Source organism: Salinivibrio sp. MA440 (assembly GCF_001996265.1).
GTDB classification, from domain to species: domain Bacteria; phylum Pseudomonadota; class Gammaproteobacteria; order Enterobacterales; family Vibrionaceae; genus Salinivibrio; species Salinivibrio costicola.
The window spans coordinates 1-23118 of the sequence record NZ_MUFI01000040.1; the positions used below are offsets into that span (position 1 = coordinate 1).

The following is a 23118-nucleotide window of genomic DNA, read 5'->3' on the forward strand; positions in this document are numbered from 1 at the left end:
GTAATTAATTACTATCTTATGGCAACCTAGTCTACGACGCAACCAGATTCTGATTGAGGGCGTATTCGATACCTAATACATTTCGCGCGATCCGTCAGAGACCTGCACTGCGCCCATCTAGTCGCTGATTGAGAGCTAAAGGCCGATCAGGCTGCAAGGTCATCGGCATGATATTCGTCACCAAGGCATTCAAGGATTCGCACGACCTGGCTGAATCGAATTTTTCATCAGCCTTTCGTGAACCCCTTTAGGGATGTGAAGCAGCAGCTGCTTTGAGGCACCCGCCTCAACCTTTCTTGCCAACCAGGAAGTACGGAGAGAACGAAGCTTGTACAGGTGTTCGTAAAACATCGGATACACCACTTAATCCCGGTATCCATCACAAGTCCATAAGTCAACGCTCTACTGAGTTTACTTGATGTATTTTTAGTTGCCCGATTTTTGCTTTTCCAGTCGTTTGTGACGGTTAGAATTCTTAGGGATTAGATACGGTGGAACCGCTTTGCGCTCATGGTATAAGTGTCTAAGCGCAAGGATCGGGTGAGACAGTAACATTCTTGGACCAGCGTACCGCATGACCGTCTTCATCTCTTGCTTTTCTGCCTTCTTATAGCAGTGGATAGGACAACGATTGCAAGTCGGTTTGTCTTGACCATAAGGGCAACGATCCAACTTCACTTCTGCATAGTCTCTCAAATGTTGGCACGCTGAACAGAGCGACTTGCCCTGATGATGATCACGACAATAGATTTGTATCATGCATGAAACGGTTTTAAATTCTGTTATAAGCTCACCGGTTAACCACTTTGAATCCATACCTTACACCTATAAAATAGTAGCAATAATAGCGGTAAGGCATAAGAAGGATGGTAACAGTAATAGCCTGCATTAAACCCTACTCCAAGCTTACCTTTTATTAATAATAATGTGATAAGACTACCCCGCCGCGCCATCTGTGCGTGCTTGACTCAGCATGGGGCCAAATCGTACCGCAAACCAGCCATAGCTTATCGTCCAAAGCAGTGCTGATGCAGCGACCAGCTCTAGGGTATAAACTGGCCAAAACCACATGCCAAACACACGCACTAATGCTGAAATCAACAGAGCATAAAACAACCAAGAAACAGCGGGGCCCTGATAAACATTACGCCCAGTATGCCCAAGCGTGACTCGTGCAATCATGGCCAGGATCACCCCACCTAAAGTGCCTATCGCAAAAAGATGCCAAATGAGGTTTGATGCCCAAGGGTTCATCACCAACGCTTTTAATATCAATCCAAGTGGTAAAAAGACATAAAATAGATGAAGCGAAAACAGCATCGGCACCTTGTATGCTTTCCAGCCTTGCCAGCGATAGAGCCGAACACATTGAGCAATACCCGCTGTGAGCAGCAACCCACGCGCGACTATGTTATCAGTGCCGGACACCAAAGTGACGCCAATCAATAGCACAAACAGAGCGATAATCGCTCGCTCTAGCCACACAGGTGTGCTGGACACCTGTATACCCAACTTCTTCTCCGTAAAAAACGGGATCACACGGCCACCCATTACGCTAATAAGCAGCATGAACCACAACAAGGTACTGTGCCAAACTTGATTAATAGGTAGTGAGACTTCCCCTAGCTGTACGCCGTAAGACAATGCGTTAAGTAAGGCCGCCACCGCTAAAATAGGAATAAATAGGTAATTGCGCTGACGTTTAGTCACTACCACGCGATAACCCAACGACCATGCCACGCAGGCCATAAACAGGGTATCAAGTACAAGGCTCGCCCAAATCGGGACATCCACCCAGAAGCTCAACCGCGCCAACAGCCATAATGAAAAAATGGCGAAAAGCTTCAGTCCTCGGGTTCCGGGCACACCCGTCCAGTTTTGCACCGCCGTCATTAAGAACCCACCGACAATTGCCATCGAAAAGCCAAACAGCATCTCATGAGCGTGCCACCACAGGGAGGGTACGCTCAGCGAAAAAAGGTTAGGATCAGTATAAAGCCCTGCCCAAACGGTAATGACAATGCACGAATAGAGCGCTCCAAAGAGAAAAAACGGCCGAAAACCAAGTCGAAATAGGGGTGGGATCCGATCCTCTTTTTGTTTATCCGTAACGTTTAACAACATAACCAAGCACTCCGTGAGTCAATCAGTTTCTCACCCTAGCACAAAAGAATGCTTCTCAATTGATGTCAAACAAGTCTAAAACAATTTAATGTGCCACAAAAAGTAGGGTTGTTTTGATGATTTATCGACCAAGCTACACATAAGTAACCCAAAGGGCTGGACGTCACCGGTGATAACCACAACAATTTGCTCATCACCTACCCGCGCAATATTTAAGCGGTACAGATACAGATTAAGGAGGTCCATGACCAACCCATCTAGCACAAAATTTGCGGTTCTCGGTGCCGCTCTGAATGGGATGAAGAAGTGATCGAGGACACCGGTCTACAAGCGGCGTATGACCACCAACTGCATGATGATGAGGGCGAGCCCTATCGCGGGATAGAAATAGAAGAAAAGACCAAAACAGCCGAAGCAGAGCGCATAGATGAAAACTAATTACAAAAATATCATTTAGTACAGATATAAAGTTTAAACTTGATCACAGTTCAAACACAAACTATGCTTTTTACATACTGATATGTAATTTAGTTACACATAAGGAGCGTGTTATGTTATCAGCCATTAAGGAACTGTTTACCCCTCACAAAGACTATGCAGGTCGACACATTGATGCTGTTATCGACCGGTTAGCGGCGCAAACAGGGACAGAAGCCCATGCTTGGTCTTATCTCCGAGAGCAAGCTGTGTATGAGAATACATTAAACGGCATGCGTATTTACCCGCATGAGCTGAGAAAGTACGCGGCTTAAAACAGACTGCACTCAGGACACCAGCAGATTTTACGTCGTGTGGATGTGGGGTTCGTGCTAGACTCCACGCCATTCAGTGTCTCCACCCTTTTTATGGGTGGGCGCGCGTTCATTGTTTGTTGAGTTTGCCATGCCATTTAAAAAACTGGGGTTAAGCGCCCCGCTTTGCCAAGCCATTGCCCAACGCGGCTATACCATCCCCACCCCAATTCAAGCCAAAGCCATTCCGATCATCCAACAAGGCCATGATCTGATTGCCGCTGCGCAAACAGGTACCGGGAAAACCTCAAGTTTTATCTGGCCCATTATCGATAAGTTGTGTGCCGGTGAAGCGGGACGCAAAAAGCGCGCTCGCGCATTGGTGATTGCTCCAACAAGAGAGTTGGCCTTGCAAGTCGCCGAAAGCGCCCGCCAAGATACGCAGTTTACCGCGCTTAAAACCTTAGCGATGGTTGGCGGCATGGACGAGCAGGCACAAAAGCAAGCCTTGATTGAGGGCGTCGACATTTTGGTCGCCACGCCAGGGCGCCTGCGCGATTTACTCAGCCAACGTGCCGTCTATCTAGATGAAGTAGAAGTGCTGGTGCTGGATGAAGCCGATCGTATGCTCGATATGGGCTTTATTGATGCAATTCAAAACATTCTCGATCGCTTACCGGCAAGCACGCAATGCCTGCTGTTTTCTGCCACCTTGTCTAATAAAGTGCGTGATCTGGCCAAAGCAACCATTGGTGATGAAGGCAAAGAAATCAGTATTGCTGCACGAGATGCCTCGAAAGACAATATTACTCAGTGGTGTATTCCGGTCGATAAAGATAAGAAATCCGCACTGCTTAGCCATTTGATTAAAGAAAATGGCTGGACGCAGGCGTTAATTTTTATCGAAACCAAACACGGCGCCGCCAAACTCGCTACCCAGCTGGAAAAACGGGGCATTGCCGCTGAAGCGTTTCATAGTGGACGCAGCCAAGCCGTGCGGACTCAATTGCTGGAAGACTTTAAAAATGGTGACATCCAATTTTTAATTGCCACCGGTGTCGCCGCACGCGGCATTGATATTGAGTCGCTTGAGCGCGTGGTCAATTACGATCTACCCTTTCCGGCCGACGAGTACGTACACCGGATTGGCCGTACCGGCCGTGCCAGTGCTCAAGGCGAAGCGATTTCATTGGTCTCAAAAGACAACACCAAAAACTTGCGTATGATTGAAGCACGTCTCGGGCACCCACTTGAACGTCGCATCATCGAAGGCTTTGAGCCCAAAAAGCCGGTGCCGCTGACTGCACCCAAATAAATGGCACGCATACAATGATTGCAATAAAAACGGCGAGCCTGGTGCTCGCCGTTTTCGTTTGTTTGCTTTATGTCTGAGTTAGCGTTTGCCAGAGTACCTGCCAAGCGTCTGGGCGCCGATAGTACTGGCTCACTGTGATGGCTTGCCATTGGCCGTTTTGCTCCACCAGCATGGATGGAAAACCGCGCAAGCCATGCGCTGCCATCAATTGACGGGTTTGATTCACCGCGGGCATCACGTCATTTTCGGCGCGATTCATCGCCTGTTGCCAAGCCTCTGCCTCTATCCTCATCTCACTGGCAAGCTCTGCGAGCGTGTCAGCATCATAGACGGAGCGACCTTGCTGATAATGGCCACGCTGGATGCGTTTCAGCATCTCTGCGCCCTGACTATCAAGTTGCTGAGCAGCGAGAATAGCTTGCGCGGTAATAAAGGAGTCCAAAATTACCGGCTGGTCGCTTGCTACGCGGTCAAGATAGGCTTGACCAAATGTCTGTCCGGTTTGATCGGCAATGGTTTGATCTGCCTTCAAAATGTGTTGACGAAAGCTGTCTTCAATCGGCGCACGCTCACGCATACCACCTGGATGAAGCTGCAAGTTAATCTCAGGGTTGTTACTCAGGCTTTCAATCAAGGTGGCGGCGCCGAAGCACCAGCCACACATTGGGTCAAATATATAGTGGACGTTTACCATTCCATCTCTCCCATGTGCACTTTCGCACCAATTTCCAAAGCCATCGGCAAACCCGCTTTCGGATATTTCGCTTGCATGGTTTTAATCAGCTCAGCACTGTCTTTGCTGTTGGCTTTCGCCTCGGCAAAGTCTTGCAAATACTGCTGGGCAAAGGTAATAGTGTCAGCGTTTAGTGCCGTGCCTGCTTTCATATGGCCTGGGATCACCATTTCAGGTTTCAGTGCTGCCATTTCTTGTAGTTGTGCGGCCCAACCTTCACGTGCGTGATCAGATTGTGCGTCTGCCATCCACAGGTGAACATTGCCATACACGGCGACGTTACCCAGGATCGCCTTGTTGGCTGGGATCCAAAGATACGGACGGTGAGCCAACTCGCCTTTCGCGCCGCGAATTTCAATCTTACGGCCGTCCAGTGTCAATGATGAACGGGTATAAGCTGCGGGCACCACGGGATTTTGCGGGGCATTGTCACCCATTTTTGGGGTCCAAAATGCCATTTTTCCGTCTAGTTTTTCTGCAATGGTGGCGCGCACAGCCGGTGTGGTGATCACTCTTGCGTCAGGGAACATGCCGTGCAGCACTTCCGCACCAAAGTAGTAATCAGGGTCGGCTTGGCTGATAAAGATGGTGGTCAGCGCTTTGCCGGAGTCCAGTACTTTGGCGGCAATGCGAAGCGCATCTGCTTTAGTAAAGCCAGTATCAACCACCATGGCTTCGGTTTCGCCGTACACCAAGGTTGAGTTTACGTGGAAGCTATTACCATCCGCGTTATACACGTCTAGGTTCAAGGGTTCAGCATTATTTGCTGCCATTGCGCTACCGGTCAGTAATAAAGAGGCGGCTAGGGTTTTTATCAATTTCATCGTCGTGCTCCGTTGTTTTGCATTCGGTGTTGAGATGCTGCGCAGTTTACGGGCTCGACTTGTTCGAATATATAGCTAATAATTTACATCATTATTTCATAATTCGAGCATATAAACTGATCGTACCGTGTTACGAACGGCTAGCTCTTAAGCAAAGATGAGATTGACATGGACACACTGACTGCCGCTCGCGTATTGATTGATGTTGCCCTTACACAAAGTTTTACCGCCACGGCCGAGCGTCTTGAGATGTCGCGCCCCATGGTGACTCGCCATGTCGAAGCGCTAGAAGACTGGTTAGGCGTGCGCTTATTACAGCGCACTACGCGCAAAGTATCGTTAACCTCCGCCGGCGAACAAAGCTTGCCACAACTGGAACAATGGGTTGAGCAAGCCAATGTCCTGACACAGCAATGGCAGCAAGAGGCGGGCTTAACTGGCAAAGTGCGGGTGGCGACCAGTATGTCGTTTGGTTTTGCGCAATTAATCCCCGCGGTAAAGCCCTTTATGGCCGCTCACCCCGGCGTCGATGTGGATATTGAAGTACAGGATAAGGCGATCGATTTGATTGCGGAACGGATTGATATTGCCATCCGTATTGCGTCCAACCCCGACCCTTCCTTAATTGGTCGCCCGATCGCCGCGTGTGATTCCGTCTTGGTGGCGGCACCGGATTATTTAGCCGCCCATGCACCAATCCGCTCACCAGACGATCTCACCGCGCATAGCTGCCTCAGTTACAAACAATTTGATCGGCCAATTTGGCATTTAGACAAAGGTGAGGAACACGCCGCAGTTGAGGTGCAAGGTAAGCTGTCTGCCAACGAGGCGACAACCTTACTCAGTGCCGCCATTCAGGGAATGGGCGTGAGCATGCAGCCAGTTTATTTGGCGCATAGTGCCATTGCGCGAGGTCAGCTGGAAGTCGTGCTCCCCGATTGGCAACCCAAAGCGATGGATATCTACGCCTTGTACCCGTCACGTCGCAACCAACCACCGGCGGTGCGCGCATTGCTAGATGCGCTGATTGCCCACTTCGCAGATAGCGAGTGGGCACCGGTTGCTATTTAGCCAGCAGAAAAGTTAAGTGAGAAAAGCTATTTAGTAAGAGAATAAGCGCGCCGGCTTAATCAGACGATTTTGCTTGCGCAGCATGATAACGCTGAGCTTTAACCAGCCATTTATCAAGTTGGTTGGCAAAGGCTTGTTTTTGCTGCGGGCCAAGCGGTGCGGGCCCGCCTGTGTGCACGCCGCTACTACGCATGGTTTCCATAAAATCACGGATATTGAGTCGGGCACGGATGTTTTCTTTGGTGAGCAATTCACCGCGGGTGTTAATTACCGTGACGCCTTTTTCAATCACTTCATCCGCTAAGGGAATATCTTGGGTGATCACCAAATCCCCGGCGACGGCATCGGCAACAATTTGGTTGTCCGCCACATCAAAGCCCTTTTCTACCTGACGTGCGCTGGCATAGGGCGACGGCGGCAAACGAATAAATTGGTTGGCTACAAAGGTGGCTTGAATCTGTGTTCGGTGTGCCGCACGAACAATCATCTCGCGCATCGCGACCGGACAAGCGTCCGCATCTACCCATATTTGCATACTGGTTCTCTTAGCGTTAGCGTCAATGTCTGCATTAAACCCCAATTCACCGCAAATTGAAACGTTACCCCTGCGTCGTATCCGCGTTTAGTACTGGCTTTACATCGCTTGGCTGCTCAGGCGCGCAGATATTAGGCTGTGTTGGCCGCCCGCTCTTAAACTGCGCTAGCCAAGACGTTAAGCATGGTATCACGCCATCTGCAAACGCTGCCTCCCCTTGCCACCAAACCCGTGCCAGTGTTAACCAGCGGTGACGCTCACTGTGTGCATTGGCGATATTATCGGTGCGCAGTAGGCTGTGGTCGGCATTTTCAAACACACGCACGTGATAAAAAGGCAGCGGCGCGTTAGCGAGCAGCTGGTGATACGTAGAAGCGGTTTTATCTGAGTCGACATAAGCATCCCGCGCACCAAACAACGCTAACGTGGGCACGTCGAGATCGATTAAATCAGCAGTCACATCCGAGGCCCAATTACGTTGTACAAATTGCCAAAAGGCCTCGCTCATGGGCGCGTTGCCATTCGAGTTTACGTGGTTGAGGTACTGCTGATACGACGCGCCGGATTGGATCAAGGCATCCACTGTCGCCTCGGCAGCTTGCTCTTCCGCAATAGCGGATTCACTGTATCCGGTGGCTAATCGTCGTTGACGTCCAGAATACTGGGATTGGGCCATCCAGTTGACTGCACCGCCTACACTGATTAAAAAGTCGATATCTTCCACTTGGTGCGCCACCTTAGGGATCACCCAACCAGCTTGGCTAAAGCCCATCAACCCCAGCTTGCCATCCTTTAGCCCCAAAACTTGGCGCAAATAGCGAATCGCCACGGCGACTTCATCGGCGCGATCTTGCATCGATTGCGACCGCCAATCTCCGCTGGAATCCCCCACGCCCGGTTTATGCCAAGACATTGCACACCACCCATTCGCCGCTAACACTCGCCAAAGTGGGAGGTAATAACCAAACGCATCGATCGGCACATCACCTGAGCCATGCACAAACACCACACACTGATGCGGTGTTTCAGTACTTTCAGGTAAAATTAACTCACCCGTGAGCTGATTATCGCCTGCGTTAAACTGAATGGCTTGACGATACAGCCCCGCGTTTGGATCATCCATGGCTATCACCACAAAAACGCCTATCAGCATCAATGCTATCAAGCCTCGCTTTAGCCACTTCATCCCCTTTCTCCCTCCACCCAATTGCCGCTAAAAGGTGTATAAATAGCCGGTATTGAACGACCAAAGATCATCTCTATCAACAATCGGGCTGTCTGATACTTCATCGCCATAGTGGCGATAGCTCACCCCCAACAACAGATGATGCGCACGGCCAAGCGTGTAATAGAGATTGAGGTCGGATTGGAATTTGCAGGTTTGATCAGGTTGGTAAGTAGGTCGGCCAGCTTTGGTATCTTGCGCTGACACGCCGACATAATAACGACTCACCGCGCGACCCACACAAGTCAGTGACAATTGTGGGTCCACCACCCACTGGCCTTGCTCTATGGGAGCGCCATAGCGAGCCACTACTGCGCCACTGTTATGATTATCCGAGATATCATGATGGTAGCCCAGCTCAAAATAGCCCACCGATGTTACCCATCCCGTGGTTAGATTAGCGGTATACACCTTATCGAGGCTTTTCATATCCTTGAGGGTTTTACTGTCACCGCGGGTATGGTCGCCAAACACATCGTCGCCCACACCCGCCGACACATACCAGCTGTCGCCCTCGGCGAGATACACACCTAGGGTATCGTTACGATAAAAAATCCCCTCCCATTGCGCCTCAACCACCAACTCAATGTCTTGGTCATCTTCGCCATCTTTATAAATCGACGGCTCGGTATAGCCGACCAGACCGACGGTCAGATAATTATCCCCAGACATACTGTCGGTTTGCGCGTGTCCAACCCAAGGCATCAAGGTTAAAAGTAAACAGATAAGCGTGACAAATGGGTTCACCGGCTGTTCTCCATAATGGCGAAATAGTAACTGAGAGTTCGCCCTTATCTTGAAACAACCGGTATTAAGAAAACCTTAAGACACTCCCGTCATTTTGTGCGCCGCTTCCCAATTGATCAGCGCCCTCGCCACCTGAGCGTCGCACTGAAATTCAAAATGCCAGTTAAGCTGACTGGCAATGCGTTCAACAAGCTGTAGACCTAGGCCAAATCCGATCTGATTCTCGTCCACGCCTGAATCAATAGGGTTGGCAATCGAAAACTGCCCATTGGTGATCTTAATCTCAATCGCGCCGGGCGCACTGTAGGTGAGCGCATTGCGAATCAGGTTGGTACTCGCAATACGAAACAATTCCCTCTCGATACAAATAGGATCACTGTGATTATCGATATGGACAGTCACTGGCTTATGCGCTGCAAGATATGCCAGCTCATCCACGAGGGTTGCGCAAAGCGATCCTAGGTCGACCTTTGATTGACGAACCTTATCCGGATGTTGCCGTGCTAGCCAAAGCAGTGATTCAGACAGCGCCATCATATTAACGTTGGCACGCGAGGCACGCTGCAATGCCGGATAACTGGCATCCTTGTTATCGATACGCAGCGACAAAGTATCCAAGGATGCCTGCATGATCGCCAAGGGCGTGCGCAGTTCATGGCTGGCATGCTTTAAAAACTGCTGCTCCCGTTGGTTATACTCACGCACCTGTTGCAACGAGGCCATCAAGTGGTCGGCGATTTGGTTAACTTCACGTACCGAAAAGCGCACATCGATAGCTTGATCCGGGTGTGTTTTTACCCGCGCTGACCATGCCACCAACTCTTTCAGTGGCTTTAATGCGTTGTTGAACAACAGCCCAATCACGGTGACAAGCACCAGCATAAAAGCGGCAATTAACACGCTGGCATCGGCCAAAGAGCGCTCGACAATCATGGCGGCTAATGCTTCGATTTTTTCTGCCGCTTCAAATTCGACTAGGTATAATCCTTGCGATAGATGCTGGTCGGAGTACAACAAATAACCATACTCACGCGCTCCACTAGAATTAATGCGCTGAATTTCAATCGGATCATCGGGTTGTATCGGCTCTGAGGAAAACAAATCACGCACCGATTTTGGGATAGACTGCCAATCTCGATACGCACTGACAGTGTCGCTTTGGGGTAATAGATAGTTAGGATCGGCGGTCAGCTTTTGCTCTAGTTTGATAGCATCGAGCCGCATGTAGTTTTTGCCTGCCTGACTGATTTGATAAAAACTAAACACGGTGACAAGCGCCAATAACCCGATAAAGATCGCCACCGCCATCAACACAAGCTGGCGGCGCGATTGTGCCGCGAGGCTTCGAACAGGACGTTGGCTCATACAGGCGGAGCCTCGGAAAGGGACAAACCAATGCCGACATGGGTGTGGATCAGCGTTTTTGTAAAGGGCTTATCAACTACTTTGCGCAAATGGTGAAGATGCACGTTAATGGTCCCTTGCCGCACATCCTCGCTGGCCCAAATCGCCTCTTCAATATCGCTTCTGGACACCACAGTGGGTGAGCGGCGCGCGAGTAGCAACAGAATGTTCCAACCGATAGGGGTCAGTTTAAGCGGCGTGTCACCGCGCGACGCGATATGCTCTTTGGGATAAATCGTCAGATCGGCAATGGTAATACATTCTCGCACCGGGTGATGACGCCGATGCAAGGCCTGTAAACGTGCGAGCAACAAAGGCATGGTGCAAGGTTTAACTACATAATCATCCACGCCGGCACGAAAGCCCTCAAGCTGGTCGGTTTCCGCATCACACGCAGTCAGCATTAACACCGGGGTATCAATGCCCTGTTCGCGCAGCTCACGACAAACCGCCATACCCTGTGTTTTGGGCAGCATATTATCGAGTATCACACAATCAAACGTCTGCTGGCTGGCAAGCTGAACACCGGTTTCGCCGTTATAGGCAAAATCACAGTCGATATGATGCAGCTCTAAATATTCTGAAATCGCGAGGCTAAGATCGTGGTCATCTTCAATGATGAGTATTTTCATGCGGCGTGCTCTTGTATCCGTGTCGTTTTTAATCTACACGAATCCATTGGATAAAAAACCCCCCTCTTAATGTCTCCCGATACAAAAAAAAGCGCCCGCAGGCGCTTTCATCGAAAGACTATCATATGACTTACTTTAACAACGCCAATACCGCATTGACGCACGCTTCAGACGATACTGGGTTTTGCCCAGTGACTAGGTTGCCATCGGTGACCACAAATGAGGTAAAATCATCCGCTTTTTCGTACATACCACCGTTTTCTTTGAGCATATCTTCCACTAAGAAAGGAACGACCTCGGTTAAGCCAACCGCGGCCTCTTCACCGTTGGTAAAGCCGGTGACTCGCTTGCCCTTTACTAACGGCTCGTCGCGATCTGAACGAGTATGACGGAACACAGCCGGGCCATGACACACCGCACCGACAGGTTTGCCCTGGTAATAGAAGGTTTCGATCAATTGACGCGAGGTTGGATCTTCCGCCAAGTCCCACAATGGACCATGGCCACCGGGATAGAAAATGGCGTCATATTCGTAAGCATTAATATCACTTAGCTTGACGGTATTATTAACCATGTCTTGTAGCTCAGCGTCCCCGTCAAAACGACGTGTTGAATCAGCCTGCGCATCTTCCGCCTCGCTATTCGGATCAATCGGTGCCTTGCCGCCTTTGGGACTAGCGACAACAATGCTTGCGCCGGCATCTTTAAACGCGTAATAAGGGGTCGTGAACTCTTCAAGCCAAAAGCCTGTCTGGTGACCCGTATCGCCCATGGCATCGTGGGATGTTAGCACCATCAAAATTTTATGTTGTTGCATCATCGCTCCTTCTTGTCACGCGTTTGGATGATATTTCATTCATTTACTCTGTATTGTCATTAGCTAGACTAACAGGCCAAAGAGGTAAACGTAATGGGTACCCGCTTAGATCAATACAATCAATTGACGGTTTATTTACTTTCCTAGTCTAACGCTGACCTAATACTAGCTCAGGAATGACAGCCTAACCTGCGCATTGCCTACAATAGTCTCATCCATTGCAGGCCATCGCCCGCATCGCTTCAGACTTAACATCGATACAATGAGGTCAACATGAAAAAAACATACCTACTCGCCCCTCTCGCACTCGTCGCCGTTTTAGTTGGCTGTGAACAACAAACAAACGACCCTCAAGAGGGAAAGTCGCAAGTCGAATCTAGCGTAGAAAACGCCCAAACTGCAGTAAAAGAAGGCACCGAACAAGCATTAGACAGTGCGGAAACGGCTATCGACAACGCTGAGGATACGGTTTATGAAATGGCCGATCACCACAACGCCAAAACCTCGCTGGACTGGGATGGTACCTACCAAGGCGTGATCCCTTGCGCCGATTGTGAAGGTATTGATACCACACTGACGCTTAACCAAGACAATACCTACGTTCTTAGCAAAACTTACTTGGGTAAACAGGGAGAAGCATTCAAGGAAGAAGGTTCTTTTTCCTGGGATCAAACAGGCAGCGTTGTGGTTCTTGAAGGCTTAACTGATAGCCCGAATCAATTCTTCGTGGCCGAAAACCAAGTTATTATGCAAGACATGAATGGCGAGACCATCAACGGCGATCTCGCTGATATGTACAAATTGAAAAAGCAGTAATGCGTCGAGCGCCTTATCGCTCACAACAAGCGGTAGGGCGTATTTTTTCTCCTTTAGCCCTAGAATGACGCGCTCTCGCTGTTTTTTCTATCTTAATGCTGCGATTCACTCTCTTTTCTCCCCCACTGTTCGCACAATTTGTCACTTTAAGTGACAAATTTGTTGCCAATAAAACTTGACGATATTTCACTCTATGGTTTAACACTTAAATAGAGGCGAAACAAAATCTTATCCGGTTGGTGGTAAAAGCTCATATAAGAGAGCTGGACGCGGCAACCTGACACTACCTAGATTAGGACTGCGCACCAAACGAAAGCCTTCTCCGTTTGTTCGATAACGTGACCGAAAAACGGCACCTTTCTGCACCGGTAATCGTGCTTGATCCAAGTTCAATTACCGGTCAGTAGTACGTTTTATAAGCACCACCGTCGTGGGATTGAACAGGAGTCAGCGTATGAGCGACGTTGTATTGAAGTTTTCATATGAAGAATACAGCGCCCGTTTAGCCAAGGTCCGCTATGCCATGGAAGAGAACGATATCGATACCTTGCTGGTACACGATCCATCGAATATGGCGTGGCTGACAGGCTATGATGGCTGGTCTTTTTATGTGCCCCAGTGTGTCGTGATTGGTTCGACCGGCGATCCGTTATGGTTTGGTCGTATCCAAGACGCCAATGGTGCGCTGCGGACTGTTTACATGAGCGCTGAATGCATCACCTATTACCCTGACCACTATGTCATGAATCCACCGCTCCACCCTATGGAGTACCTTTGCAATTATGTCCTGGCAGAAAACTACTGGGATCGCGGCCGGATTGGGGTAGAAAAAGATAATTATTACTTCAGTGCCACCGCGTTCGAATCTCTCAAAGAAAATCTACCGATGGCAACCCTGGTGGACACCACCGGGCTAGTTAACTGGTGTCGCGCGGTCAAATCTAATCAAGAACTCACGTATATGCACACCGCTGCACGTATTGTGGAGAATATGCACCGCGTGGCCTTTGAGATGATAGAACCCGGCTTGCCCAAACATTTATTGGTAGCCGAAATAAATAAACACGCGGTCGTCGGTCATGATGGTCACTTTGGCGATTACGCTGCCATTGTGCCTATGTTGCCATCTGGCGGCGATGCGGCAGCGCCTCACTTAACCTGGGATGACCGCCCATTTAAGCGTGGTGAGGGAACATTTTTTGAAATCGCTGGCGTGCATCGTCGCTATCACTGCCCGTTGTCACGCACCATCTTTTTGGGTGAACCTGGCGATGAGTTCAAACGCGCCGATGAAGCGCTACAAGCAGGACTTGAAGCTGGTCTCGCGGTTGCCAAACCGGGTAATACCTGTGGCGACATTGCCAATGCCCTTAACGACGCGCTATTGCGGTACGGGTTCGATCGTGAAGGGGCGCGCTGTGGCTACCCTATCGGGCTAAGTTATCCCCCTGACTGGGGCGAGCGCACCATGAGCTTGCGCCCGAGCGATCAAACGATCCTGCGCGAAGGCATGACCTTCCACTTCATGCCTGGGCTTTGGATGAAAGATTGGGGGATAGAAACGACCGAGAGCATCATTATCACTCAAGAAGGGGCACAAACCTTGTGTGACTTGCCACGGCAGCTATTTGTAAAACATTAGTTGTAAAACACTGGCGTTTCGTGGATAGGTGCTACACTCATAACATCATGATTTAAAATCACTCTTATAGGCTTGGCACCTAGGCCGCCAACGGTGAAAAACGTCAATACATACCAAAAGCGGTCGCCACGCCCAAGACTGCAGCGAGAGTGAGAACGGTTATAGCAAGGAGCAGTTATGGAGCCAACAGCCATTGAAGCCACAGTCGATTTTCACGCGGACGGTGTACAACATGGATTTCTCAAACTGCCCCATTCCCACGATCAATCCGCTTGGGGCTGTGTGACGATTCCCATTACCGTGATTAAAAATGGTGAAGGTAAAACCGCGTTGCTCACTGGCGGTAACCACGGGGATGAGTATGAAGGTATTACAGCATTACTCAATACATGCCATCAGCTTATACCAAGCAACATTAAAGGTCGGGTGATTATTTTACCCATGATGAATGCCCCTGCGGTAACAGCAGGCACACGCACCTCACCTTGGGATCAAGGCAACATGAACCGTACCTTCCCAGGCTCCCCGACCGGCAGTGTCACCGAGCAAATTGCGGACTATTTTACCCGTTATTTGATCCCGCAATGTGATACCGCCTTAGATATTCACTCAGGCGGTAAAACCTTAGATCTTATTCCCTATGCTGCCTCACATCGGTTAGAAAACCTGCAACAAGCCGATGCCTGTGCCGAGGGGGCTCGCCTGTTTGGCGCGCCGTATCAAGTGCAAACCACCGAAATGGACGCCACCAGCATGTACGACACTGCCGTCGAGCAACAAGGCAAAGTGTTTGTTACCACCGAGCTGGGTGGCGGCGGCACCAGTACACCTGAATCGATCGCGATTACCCAACGCGGCATTCATAATTTTTTAGTGTTTTCAGGTATTTTACAAGACGACTATCGCCATCCACCGGCTACGCCCGTCAAGCTCGAACTACCCGATAAACACTGCTATGTACAAAGTGAGCATGCCGGCATTATTGAGTTCTGTGTACACTTGGGCGATACCATCAAGCAAGGGGATTTGATTGGTAAAGTGCATAATATCGAGCGTACTGGCACCGAACCCGTTCCCTACTATGCCGAACGCGATGGCATTTTACTGGCCAAACGCCATCTCGGGCGGATTTATATCGGTGATACCTTTGCAGTCATTGCCGAACCTGTATGACGGAGGTGAGATGAAGCTCGACAAATTTGACATCAAAATCCTACACATACTGCAGCAAGATGGGCGCATCACCAAGTCGAACCTCGCGCACGCCATCAACCTATCCGTAAGCCCTTGTTGGGAAAGAGTAAAACGGCTCGAGCAAGCGGGCGTCATTGAAGGCTACGGCGCGCGTATTAACCCTGATGCCGTGATCAAGCTCAATACCGTATTAGTTGAAATCACCCTCGGCCAACATGATGTGCAGAGCTTTCAACGCTTTGAGCGCGCCATGCAAGCTTGTGACGATGTCAAAGAATGCTGGGCCACAGGTGGCGGGATTGACTATATCGTCCGCCTTGGCGTCACCGATATCGACTACTATCAACGCTTGATTGACCGTTGGCTTACTGATGATCTTGGTATCAAACAGTACTACACCTATATCGTCACCAAACAAGTGAAACGTCCCGCCCTCACGCTCCCGCTCGAGGCTCCTGACACCGCCGCGAATGGATAAGCCTGCAGAAAATTTTATTCGGTAAAAGGTAGGGTTCAGAAAAAAACACCGTTTTATCGTCGTCTAACAAAAAACCTCTTTTCGATAAGTTGCATACAGTAAGAGTAAGCAAACGCTGATAGGCAGCGTGGCGATTTTGTCAGAGGAGGGAGTATGACCGTATTCCAATCACGTGATCTTCACTACACAGGATCAGCGGCCAATACACTACGTCACGATGCGACCGGTAAAGCAAGCGCCGATGTGCTCGCGTATCTTGACGATCAGCGCCTATTTCGGCAACTGGCGTATTGCAATGGCAAATGGGTCAATGGCGAGTCCGATACGCCAGTTTTAAACCCCGCAACCGGCGAAGTGTTGGGCTATACCGCTGCCTTGAGTGCCGCACAAGTGAACCAAACCATTGATGATGCCGAAGCGGCGTTTCACCTGTGGCGCGCCGAGTCAGCTGAAACGCGGGCAAAACGGCTAATGCGGTGGCACGATCTAATTATGGAAAATCAACACGATCTTGCTCACCTCATGGTGCTCGAACAAGGCAAAACCTTGCGCGATGCCGAGGGCGAGGTGGAGTACGGGGCCTCATTCATTCACTGGTTTGCTGAAGAGGCTAAGCGGGTATATGGCGACACCATGCCTAGCCATATCCCCAACGCACATCTAGCCACATTGCGTGAGCCCATCGGTGTTGCGGCGTTGATCACGCCATGGAACTTTCCCAATGCCATGATCACGCGCAAAGCCGCTGCCGCACTCGCCATTGGCTGCAGCGTGATAGTTAAACCCGCAGAAGAAACGCCCTTCTCTGCACTCGCATTGGCCGAGCTTGCAGAGCGTGCGGGGATCCCTGCCGGCGTGTTTAATGTCATTTTAGGCGATCCTCCCATGGTCTCAGCACAATTGTGTCAAAGTGAAAAAGTCAAAGCGCTCAGCTTTACCGGCTCTACCCGTGTTGGCCGGCTACTGCTAGAACAAAGCGCCCAAACCGTAAAAAAATGCGCCATGGAGCTTGGGGGAAATGCGCCTTTTATCGTGCTGCCTGATATGGATATTCAACAAGCCGCTCGCGCCGCTATCGATGCAAAATTCCAAACGTCAGGCCAAGATTGCCTGGCGGCGAATAAAATTTTAGTGCCACGTGACAAACATCAAGCGTTCGTCGATGCCTTTGCCGCACTGATGGATGAACTCGAAGTGGGGAATGGTCTATTGCCAAGCACAGACATTGGCCCATTAATTTCACGCCGTGCGGTCGAGAAAGCGCAATCGCTCGTCGATGATGCCATTGCCAAAGGGGCAACTGTGATGGGCGGCAAATTAAATCCCAACCTGGGTGAGAACTTCTTTGCGCCTACGCTTATCACCAAGGTGACGTCGGAGATGTTGGTCTATCAAGAAGAAACTTTCTGTCCCGTCGCAGCTGTGATTGCCTACGATGACTTAGACGAAGCCATCGCCATGGGCAACGATACCGAATATGGCTTATCAGCGTATGTGTATGGCCATGATATTCGAGATATTTGGCGCTGTCTGCGCGGCTTAGAAGTCGGGATGGTCAGTGTCAATTCAGTGAAAATGACCGGCCACCCGATTCCATTTGGTGGCGTCAAGCAGTCGGGCTTAGGCCGAGAAGGAAGCCGTTACGGCATCGACGAATTTAGTGAAATCAAATACTACTGTTTAGGTGGCCTACCCACGGTAAGCGGCAGTTAATTCAGGTTTGCTGACGGATAAGGAGACTGATCATGCGTCCAGAAACAAAAGCGTTGCTAGAAAAAGACAGAAATACCGTGTTCCATCCCTCTACGCACCTCAAGCAGTATGCGCATGGCGAAATGCCTGGCCGAGTGATCGCGTCAGGTAAAGGGATCCGGATCACCGATTCTGAAGGCGTTGAGCTGATTGACGGCTTCGCGGGCTTGTATTGCGTGAATATCGGCTATGGCCGTGAAGAAATGGCAGAAGCCATCTACGAGCAAGCGAAAAAGCTCGCCTACTATCATACCTATGTTGGCCACACCAATGAGGCCTTGGTAACCTTATCAGACCGCTTAATCAACATGGCGCCTGGCATGAGTAAGGTGTACTACGGTATGTCGGGGAGTGATGCCAATGAAACCCAGCTTAAAATTGTTTGGTATTACAATAACGCCCGCGGTAAACCCGAGAAAAAGAAAATTATCTCACGCGACCGGGGCTACCATGGCTCTAGCGTGGCGTCCGGCTCACTAACCGGCCTGCCTTTGTTCCATGCGCACTTTGATTTACCAATTGAACGCATCAAACACACGATGGCGCCCTACTACTATCGCCGTGAAGACAGTGGTATGACAGAGCCAGAGTTCGCACAACACTGCGCGGATGAACTGGAAAAAATGATCTTGGCTGAAGGCCCCGATACCGTCGCCGCCATGATTGCCGAACCTGTACTCGGCACCGGTGGTATCGTACCGCCCCCCGAGGGCTACTGGGCGGCCATTCGTAAAGTGCTGGATAAATATGACGTACTGCTGATCGCCGATGAAGTAGTGTGTGGCTTTGGCCGAATTGGCAGTGATTTTGGCTCGATTTATTACGACATGAAACCCGATCTTATCACAGTCGCCAAAGGGTTAACGTCTGCGTATCAGCCACTGTCTGGGGTAATGGTTGGGCATCGCGTCTGGGAGGTGCTTGAAGATGGTACCGATACGTGGGGCGCCATTGGTCATGGCTATACCTACTCTGGGCATCCATTGGGCGCCGCGGCAGCACTGTGTAATCTTGATATCATTGAGCGCGAGAATCTGACTCAGAACGCCGCAACCACGGGCGAATATCTGCAAATGAAAATGAAAGCCGCCTTTGCCGATCACCCATTAATTGGCGATAGCCGCGGAGTGGGGTTACTGCATGCGCTGGAGTTCTCGCCTGACCGCGCCCATCGCAGTCACTTTGATCCCAGCCTAAAAGTGGGGCCACAAGTGGCGGCTGCGTGTTTAGAGCAAGGGCTAATTGCGCGTGCGATGCCACATGGCGATATTCTCGGCTTTGCGCCCCCACTGGTGGTGACACCCAATGAAGTGGACGATATCGTCGCAAAAGCCAAAGTGGCGGTCGATAAGGTAATGGATAAACTGGTCACCAGCGGGCAGTGGCAACCTAAATAGCACCTCCCGAGGAAGGCCAGATATAAAAAAAGCGCCGACATTCGGCGCTTTTTCTTTAAGCTATGTATGACGCCATTAATTGGCCGTCGCAGGCTCTAGCGCCAGGTTCGCTTCTTTTTCTTTTTGCATCCGCATCACGGCTATTGGGCCGGTGATAAAGGTAAATGCAATCAAGAAAGACACAGGCACTGCAGTGATCACAATGAACGACTGGAGCGCGTTCAAACCACCGTCTCCGGCGAGCAGAAGCACACCAGCGACCACGCCCATCACAATCGCCCAGAACAGGCGATGTTTACGGGTTGGTTGGTTATCACCAGACACAGCCATCGCAATCGAATACGCCATTGAATCGCCAGTGGTTGCCACAAACGTCGTGGTAAGCAACATAAACGCTGGGATCAGAATCACGCTGTAAGGCAGCTGTGACAGTGACGCAATCAAAATCGCGGGTAAGCCGGCATCCGCCATGGGACCAGAAATACTACCGGGTGATTGCAACTCATAGAAGATACCGGTACCGCCCAATACTGAGAACCAGAAGTTAGTGGCAATTGGGGCACAAATCGCAACAGCGAAAATTAGCTCACGAATCGAACGGCCTTTAGAAATGCGCGCAATGAAGATAGCCATCATCGGAGCAAAACCAATAAACCAGCCCCAGAAGAACCAGGTCCACCATGCGTTCCAGCCACCATTATCGGTATTCAGTGCGAGAGTATGCATGTTGTTCAGGTAGTAGCTAAAGCCCGAGCCAAATTGCTCAAAGATAAAGCCGGTAGGACCGAGCACGATAACCGCACCAAGTAACACTGCGGCGCCGATAACGTTCATACGGCTCAGCCATTGCAAACCTTTATCCATACCGGTAAACGCAGAGATGGAATAAATAGCCACGACAGCAGCCAAGATCAGCATTTGCATCGGCATGGTATTTTCAATGCCCACAAAGCTTTCCAAGCTATAACCCAACTGGGTTGCTAAGAAGCCAATTGGACCAATGGTTCCGGCAGCTACGGCAATGATCGAACAAGCGTCGATCACAGAGCCAAGCCAGTGATTTTCTAGCTTGTCACCGAGCAAAGGGTACAAGAGTGCACGAGGACGCAAGCGTACGCCTGCCTGGTGGTGCGCATACATCAGTACAATCGTCGCCAAGGTGCCTAATACCGCCCAGGCTAAGAAGCCCCAGTGGAAAAAGCTTTGGCTTAACGCAGGGGCGACGGTTTCCATCACACCCGCTTCCATCTCACCCAGTGCTGGTGGTGGCGTCATGAAGTGATAGATAGGCTCAGCCGCTGACCAAAAGACACCACCGCCGGCAAGCAGGGTACACATGATCATCGCAACCCAACGGAAACGGCTCATTGAGACGGTATCGGTGGCGCCAAGTTTCAATTTACCAAATTTACTGCCGCCAATAGCTAGCGCCAATACGAAATTGATGACCATTAGCCACTGCCACCAGTAACCAAAAAGGTTGGCAGACTCAGAGAATAGAGACTGGATCACAGAGGAAAAGTGTTTTAGGTCAAACAGGGCAAAGGCAAGAAATACAGCGACAAAGCCGATAGTAAATACGGCAACAAGTCGGTCGTTATTTTGTGTAGATTTAAGCATTAGTTCGCTCACAAGGTGTGTGAGGGATGGGACTCTATCAGTGTGGCGAATGAATGACCAGAACAAATTGACTCATAGGGATGGAATAGAAACCGTGACAGACATCACTTATTCAGATTTGGCGGGGGCTGAATAGGTTTATGACATTTTTATTAAATGCACAAAAAGCCACCAGCTTGTGACCTATCAAGCTGGTTCTGCGCTTTTTTGTTTTTTCGTCGTCTTACCTGTCTCTAGGATTTTTTTATGCAACACTATCGTCGCGCGATACAGTTTGGGGTGAACTTGTGCATCGCCTCTTTTAGCACGGTTGCAGGTAGAAATCACCGCAGCAGTAATACAAGCCGCCACTTTTAACTGCCCAAGCTGGTAGGCATAGCTAGCGACTTTAACTGCCATAAAGACGGATTGATCGCTGTGCTTATAGTTACGTACCGCGAACTTCTCAAAGCGGAGAAAATCCTTGTGATAACTTTTGAGGATCCGATTGATGTGGCGATCATAGTAATTTTTGTATTTGGCGTAGCTCCCTTTCGGATTACTCGCCACGATGTCTCTCACCCAGACAGACGCTTGCAGCTGTTCTTTTTCAAATAAGCCACTCAGCCAGGCAAACATATAACCTCCCTACTGCTAGCTTAGCCGCTTTATTCTACTTAATTTGCGCGACTAATCTATCAAAAGAAAGTGCTAAGTGGTTGAGTGGCGGTTATTTAACCAGCAGTAAGAATGGCTGTTCAGGCTTGGGTATTGATGGTGATGGTATACGTCGCATCACCTACAGGTAGCATATGGAGGATCTGCTCTCCTAACTCTGGATGACTGAGCAAATAATTTCCCTGAGGAAAGCGCGTGTCTTCAGGACCTTTTAATACCAAACTGAAATTCTCGACGTAATGGTCGTTTACTTCATCGCCATGACCAGGATGGGTATCAACACGAACAAGCGTCATAGCATATTCAGTATCTGTTCCGTCAATAAGCGTAATCGACTGATCGATCAACTCACTGACATGCTGACAAGATAGTACATTCATCGGCCCTCCCGCGTTCCGTTACTGCGTATTTACGCCTTTTCTCTCTCACCATCAAGATTAGAAGAGAAATCCGACAATGCACAACAGCTTAGTGCTTTTCGGACTTAAAATACGGGAAATATCACTCAGGCTGGGTGATGTTGCGTTAAATCCCCTTTCTGTATCCCCTGATAAAAAAATCACACACAACACTAGACGACCGGTCTAATCTTCATTATGCTATACCACATGAAATCAAGTAGCACATTAGAACACACCAGCCACAACGCTACCCACCAGCATTTGCTGGATACGGGTGTTAATGTAATGGCGCAGTTTGGCTTTAGTGGTGTGGGTCTTAGCGCAATACTGAAACAAGCCGGCGTCCCGAAAGGGTCGTTTTACCATTATTTTGCTTCAAAAGAGCAATTTGGTCAGGCGGTATTGCAGCACTATTTTTCGCGTTATTTAGCGGAAGTAAACAGTTTGCTGTCAGACACTACGCTGCCGCCTATTACGCGAGTTCATCGCTACTTTACCCTTTGGCAGGCCCAGTACTGCAGTATGGATCCCGTTCAAACTTGCTTGGTCGTTAAGCTAAGCGCTGAGGTGGCAGATCTTTCCGAGCCCATGCGGCTTGCGTTGCGTGATGGCACCGACAAACTGATTGGTAGCTTAGCGAGTGCACTCGCGCTCGACGAAAGCAATTTTAACCATGACAACGCCTTAACCACGGCGACGACGCTTTACCAGCTATGGTTAGGGGCAACACTGTTAACAAAACTGCACCGTAATGACAGCCATCTAGCGCAGGCGATGACCATTACGCAACAAAAACTCGGCTTGGCTGACTAGTATAAAAGTCAAACGAACAAACGCAGCATAAGAGGAACAACGATGAGGTGCTAGTGAGCATTTCATTTCCGGTTTTTTGATAAAACAAGCATTTCAACAAGACCCGCCAAGGCGGGTTTTAAATAAACGTTAACTAGACGACCGGTCTAATCAAACGAGAAAACTGATTGACTGACAACAATGAAAAGGA

24 protein-coding genes are annotated in these 23118 nt (G+C 49.8%); 11 read left to right on the forward strand and 13 right to left on the reverse strand.

Features of this window, described 5'->3' with window-relative positions; all coding sequences use genetic code 11:
• Positions 1-426: 426 nt before the first annotated feature.
• Together BZG80_RS12100 and BZG80_RS12105 are read right to left on the reverse strand one after the other, a co-directional pair.
• Positions 427-816 (reverse strand): nitrous oxide-stimulated promoter family protein, encoded by a 390-nt coding sequence (locus BZG80_RS12100; protein ID WP_077669585.1) that lies wholly within the window; start codon positions 814-816, stop codon positions 427-429.
• 120 nt (positions 817-936) lie between these two features.
• Positions 937-2124, reverse strand: a complete 1188-nt coding sequence (locus BZG80_RS12105; protein WP_021023441.1) for an NnrS family protein — start codon at positions 2122-2124, stop codon at positions 937-939.
• A 306-nt stretch (positions 2125-2430) separates the two neighbouring features.
• Here BZG80_RS12105 and BZG80_RS16240 point away from each other — a divergent pair, with 306 nt between their 5' ends.
• From BZG80_RS16240 to BZG80_RS12115, 3 genes are all read left to right on the forward strand, one after another.
• Positions 2431-2562, forward strand: coding sequence for a hypothetical protein (locus tag BZG80_RS16240; protein WP_021023439.1), 132 nt, complete (start codon positions 2431-2433; stop codon positions 2560-2562).
• A gap of 113 nt (positions 2563-2675) precedes the next feature.
• Positions 2676-2876 carry a hypothetical protein gene (locus BZG80_RS12110; protein WP_021023438.1) on the forward strand — a complete coding sequence of 67 codons (201 nt, stop codon included), beginning with the start codon at positions 2676-2678 and terminating at the stop codon, positions 2874-2876.
• Between the two features lie 130 nt (positions 2877-3006).
• On the forward strand, positions 3007-4170 hold the full coding sequence (locus tag BZG80_RS12115) for a DEAD/DEAH box helicase (protein ID WP_077486767.1): 1164 nt from the start codon (positions 3007-3009) through the stop codon (positions 4168-4170).
• Positions 4171-4237: 67 nt separating this feature from the next.
• Here the strand turns inward: BZG80_RS12115 and BZG80_RS12120 are convergent, their stop codons facing one another.
• Together BZG80_RS12120 and BZG80_RS12125 are read right to left on the reverse strand one after the other, a co-directional pair.
• The gene (locus BZG80_RS12120) at positions 4238-4864 is read right to left on the reverse strand and encodes a DsbA family protein (RefSeq protein ID WP_077677632.1); all 627 of its coding nucleotides are present in this window, start codon (positions 4862-4864) and stop codon (positions 4238-4240) included.
• On the reverse strand, positions 4858-5727 hold the full coding sequence (locus BZG80_RS12125) for an MBL fold metallo-hydrolase (protein WP_077660831.1): 870 nt from the start codon (positions 5725-5727) through the stop codon (positions 4858-4860). The genes BZG80_RS12120 and BZG80_RS12125 overlap by 7 nt, the downstream gene beginning before the upstream one ends.
• A gap of 168 nt (positions 5728-5895) precedes the next feature.
• On the opposite strand from BZG80_RS12125, the gene BZG80_RS12130 reads away from it, so the two are divergent.
• Positions 5896-6798 (forward strand): LysR family transcriptional regulator, encoded by a 903-nt coding sequence (locus BZG80_RS12130; protein WP_077679460.1) that lies wholly within the window; start codon positions 5896-5898, stop codon positions 6796-6798.
• A 55-nt stretch (positions 6799-6853) separates the two neighbouring features.
• On the opposite strand, the gene BZG80_RS12135 is transcribed toward BZG80_RS12130, so the two are convergent.
• The 6 genes from BZG80_RS12135 to BZG80_RS12160 form a co-directional block, all read right to left on the reverse strand.
• A complete protein-coding gene (locus BZG80_RS12135; RefSeq protein WP_021023434.1) occupies positions 6854-7333 on the reverse strand; it encodes a YaiI/YqxD family protein in 480 nt (159 codons plus the stop codon).
• Between the two features lie 64 nt (positions 7334-7397).
• Positions 7398-8519 (reverse strand): alpha/beta hydrolase family protein, encoded by a 1122-nt coding sequence (locus tag BZG80_RS12140; protein ID WP_077679461.1) that lies wholly within the window; start codon positions 8517-8519, stop codon positions 7398-7400.
• Positions 8520-8546: 27 nt separating this feature from the next.
• Entirely contained in the window at positions 8547-9305 is a 759-nt protein-coding gene (locus BZG80_RS12145; protein WP_077679462.1) for a MipA/OmpV family protein, read from the reverse strand.
• A gap of 75 nt (positions 9306-9380) precedes the next feature.
• Complete coding sequence (locus BZG80_RS12150) at positions 9381-10670, reverse strand: sensor histidine kinase (protein ID WP_077679463.1); 1290 nt, start codon at positions 10668-10670, stop codon at positions 9381-9383.
• A complete protein-coding gene (locus BZG80_RS12155) occupies positions 10667-11341 on the reverse strand; it encodes a response regulator transcription factor (RefSeq protein WP_077460679.1) in 675 nt (224 codons plus the stop codon). Before BZG80_RS12155 ends, BZG80_RS12150 begins: the two co-directional genes overlap by 4 nt.
• 130 nt (positions 11342-11471) lie before the next feature.
• Positions 11472-12158 carry a type 1 glutamine amidotransferase domain-containing protein gene (locus BZG80_RS12160; RefSeq protein WP_077460678.1) on the reverse strand — a complete coding sequence of 229 codons (687 nt, stop codon included), beginning with the start codon at positions 12156-12158 and terminating at the stop codon, positions 11472-11474.
• A 273-nt stretch (positions 12159-12431) separates the two neighbouring features.
• On the opposite strand from BZG80_RS12160, the gene BZG80_RS12165 reads away from it, so the two are divergent.
• The 6 genes from BZG80_RS12165 (at position 12432) to BZG80_RS12190 (ending at position 19437) form a co-directional block, all read left to right on the forward strand.
• The gene (locus tag BZG80_RS12165; RefSeq protein WP_077576749.1) at positions 12432-12974 is read left to right on the forward strand and encodes a copper resistance protein NlpE; all 543 of its coding nucleotides are present in this window, start codon (positions 12432-12434) and stop codon (positions 12972-12974) included.
• 454 nt (positions 12975-13428) lie between these two features.
• On the forward strand, positions 13429-14616 hold the full coding sequence (locus BZG80_RS12170; RefSeq protein WP_021023431.1) for a M24 family metallopeptidase: 1188 nt from the start codon (positions 13429-13431) through the stop codon (positions 14614-14616).
• Between the two features lie 177 nt (positions 14617-14793).
• A complete protein-coding gene (gene doeB / locus BZG80_RS12175) occupies positions 14794-15789 on the forward strand; it encodes a N(2)-acetyl-L-2,4-diaminobutanoate deacetylase DoeB (RefSeq protein WP_077679464.1) in 996 nt (331 codons plus the stop codon).
• Positions 15790-15799: 10 nt separating this feature from the next.
• Positions 15800-16288: an Lrp/AsnC family transcriptional regulator gene (locus BZG80_RS12180; protein ID WP_021023429.1), complete on the forward strand. Its 489-nt coding sequence runs from the start codon at positions 15800-15802 to the stop codon at positions 16286-16288.
• A gap of 153 nt (positions 16289-16441) precedes the next feature.
• Positions 16442-18001, forward strand: a complete 1560-nt coding sequence (locus BZG80_RS12185; protein WP_077669575.1) for an NAD-dependent succinate-semialdehyde dehydrogenase — start codon at positions 16442-16444, stop codon at positions 17999-18001.
• A gap of 32 nt (positions 18002-18033) precedes the next feature.
• Positions 18034-19437, forward strand: a complete 1404-nt coding sequence (locus BZG80_RS12190; RefSeq protein ID WP_077679465.1) for an aspartate aminotransferase family protein — start codon at positions 18034-18036, stop codon at positions 19435-19437.
• Between the two features lie 75 nt (positions 19438-19512).
• Here the strand turns inward: BZG80_RS12190 and BZG80_RS12195 are convergent, their stop codons facing one another.
• From BZG80_RS12195 to BZG80_RS12205, 3 genes are all read right to left on the reverse strand, one after another.
• Entirely contained in the window at positions 19513-21057 is a 1545-nt protein-coding gene (locus BZG80_RS12195; RefSeq protein ID WP_021023426.1) for a BCCT family transporter, read from the reverse strand.
• Positions 21058-21243: 186 nt separating this feature from the next.
• Positions 21244-21675 (reverse strand): hypothetical protein, encoded by a 432-nt coding sequence (locus BZG80_RS12200; protein ID WP_077460673.1) that lies wholly within the window; start codon positions 21673-21675, stop codon positions 21244-21246.
• A gap of 119 nt (positions 21676-21794) precedes the next feature.
• Complete coding sequence (locus BZG80_RS12205) at positions 21795-22094, reverse strand: DUF6916 family protein (protein ID WP_021023424.1); 300 nt, start codon at positions 22092-22094, stop codon at positions 21795-21797.
• Between the two features lie 228 nt (positions 22095-22322).
• On the opposite strand from BZG80_RS12205, the gene BZG80_RS12210 reads away from it, so the two are divergent.
• Positions 22323-22928 carry a TetR/AcrR family transcriptional regulator gene (locus tag BZG80_RS12210; protein WP_101494592.1) on the forward strand — a complete coding sequence of 202 codons (606 nt, stop codon included), beginning with the start codon at positions 22323-22325 and terminating at the stop codon, positions 22926-22928.
• Positions 22929-23118: the final 190 nt, after the last annotated feature.

Bases quoted from the DNA above. Each gene is read 5' to 3' on its own strand.
- BZG80_RS12100 (WP_077669585.1), bottom strand. From the start codon at position 816: ATGGATTCAAAGTGGTTAACCGGTGAGCTTATAACAGAATTTAAAACC.
- BZG80_RS12105 (WP_021023441.1), bottom strand. From the start codon at position 2,124: ATGTTGTTAAACGTTACGGATAAACAAAAAGAGGATCGGATCCCACCC.
- BZG80_RS12110 (WP_021023438.1), top strand. From the start codon at position 2,676: ATGTTATCAGCCATTAAGGAACTGTTTACCCCTCACAAAGACTATGCA.
- BZG80_RS12115 (WP_077486767.1), top strand. From the start codon at position 3,007: ATGCCATTTAAAAAACTGGGGTTAAGCGCCCCGCTTTGCCAAGCCATT.
- BZG80_RS12120 (WP_077677632.1), bottom strand. From the start codon at position 4,864: ATGGTAAACGTCCACTATATATTTGACCCAATGTGTGGCTGGTGCTTC.
- BZG80_RS12125 (WP_077660831.1), bottom strand. From the start codon at position 5,727: ATGAAATTGATAAAAACCCTAGCCGCCTCTTTATTACTGACCGGTAGC.
- BZG80_RS12130 (WP_077679460.1), top strand. From the start codon at position 5,896: ATGGACACACTGACTGCCGCTCGCGTATTGATTGATGTTGCCCTTACA.
- BZG80_RS12135 (WP_021023434.1), bottom strand. From the start codon at position 7,333: ATGCAAATATGGGTAGATGCGGACGCTTGTCCGGTCGCGATGCGCGAG.
- BZG80_RS12140 (WP_077679461.1), bottom strand. From the start codon at position 8,519: ATGAAGTGGCTAAAGCGAGGCTTGATAGCATTGATGCTGATAGGCGTT.
- BZG80_RS12150 (WP_077679463.1), bottom strand. From the start codon at position 10,670: ATGAGCCAACGTCCTGTTCGAAGCCTCGCGGCACAATCGCGCCGCCAG.
- BZG80_RS12155 (WP_077460679.1), bottom strand. From the start codon at position 11,341: ATGAAAATACTCATCATTGAAGATGACCACGATCTTAGCCTCGCGATT.
- BZG80_RS12160 (WP_077460678.1), bottom strand. From the start codon at position 12,158: ATGCAACAACATAAAATTTTGATGGTGCTAACATCCCACGATGCCATG.
- BZG80_RS12165 (WP_077576749.1), top strand. From the start codon at position 12,432: ATGAAAAAAACATACCTACTCGCCCCTCTCGCACTCGTCGCCGTTTTA.
- BZG80_RS12170 (WP_021023431.1), top strand. From the start codon at position 13,429: ATGAGCGACGTTGTATTGAAGTTTTCATATGAAGAATACAGCGCCCGT.
- doeB (WP_077679464.1), top strand. From the start codon at position 14,794: ATGGAGCCAACAGCCATTGAAGCCACAGTCGATTTTCACGCGGACGGT.
- BZG80_RS12180 (WP_021023429.1), top strand. From the start codon at position 15,800: ATGAAGCTCGACAAATTTGACATCAAAATCCTACACATACTGCAGCAA.
- BZG80_RS12185 (WP_077669575.1), top strand. From the start codon at position 16,442: ATGACCGTATTCCAATCACGTGATCTTCACTACACAGGATCAGCGGCC.
- BZG80_RS12190 (WP_077679465.1), top strand. From the start codon at position 18,034: ATGCGTCCAGAAACAAAAGCGTTGCTAGAAAAAGACAGAAATACCGTG.
- BZG80_RS12195 (WP_021023426.1), bottom strand. From the start codon at position 21,057: ATGCTTAAATCTACACAAAATAACGACCGACTTGTTGCCGTATTTACT.
- BZG80_RS12200 (WP_077460673.1), bottom strand. From the start codon at position 21,675: ATGTTTGCCTGGCTGAGTGGCTTATTTGAAAAAGAACAGCTGCAAGCG.
- BZG80_RS12205 (WP_021023424.1), bottom strand. From the start codon at position 22,094: ATGAATGTACTATCTTGTCAGCATGTCAGTGAGTTGATCGATCAGTCG.
- BZG80_RS12210 (WP_101494592.1), top strand. From the start codon at position 22,323: ATGAAATCAAGTAGCACATTAGAACACACCAGCCACAACGCTACCCAC.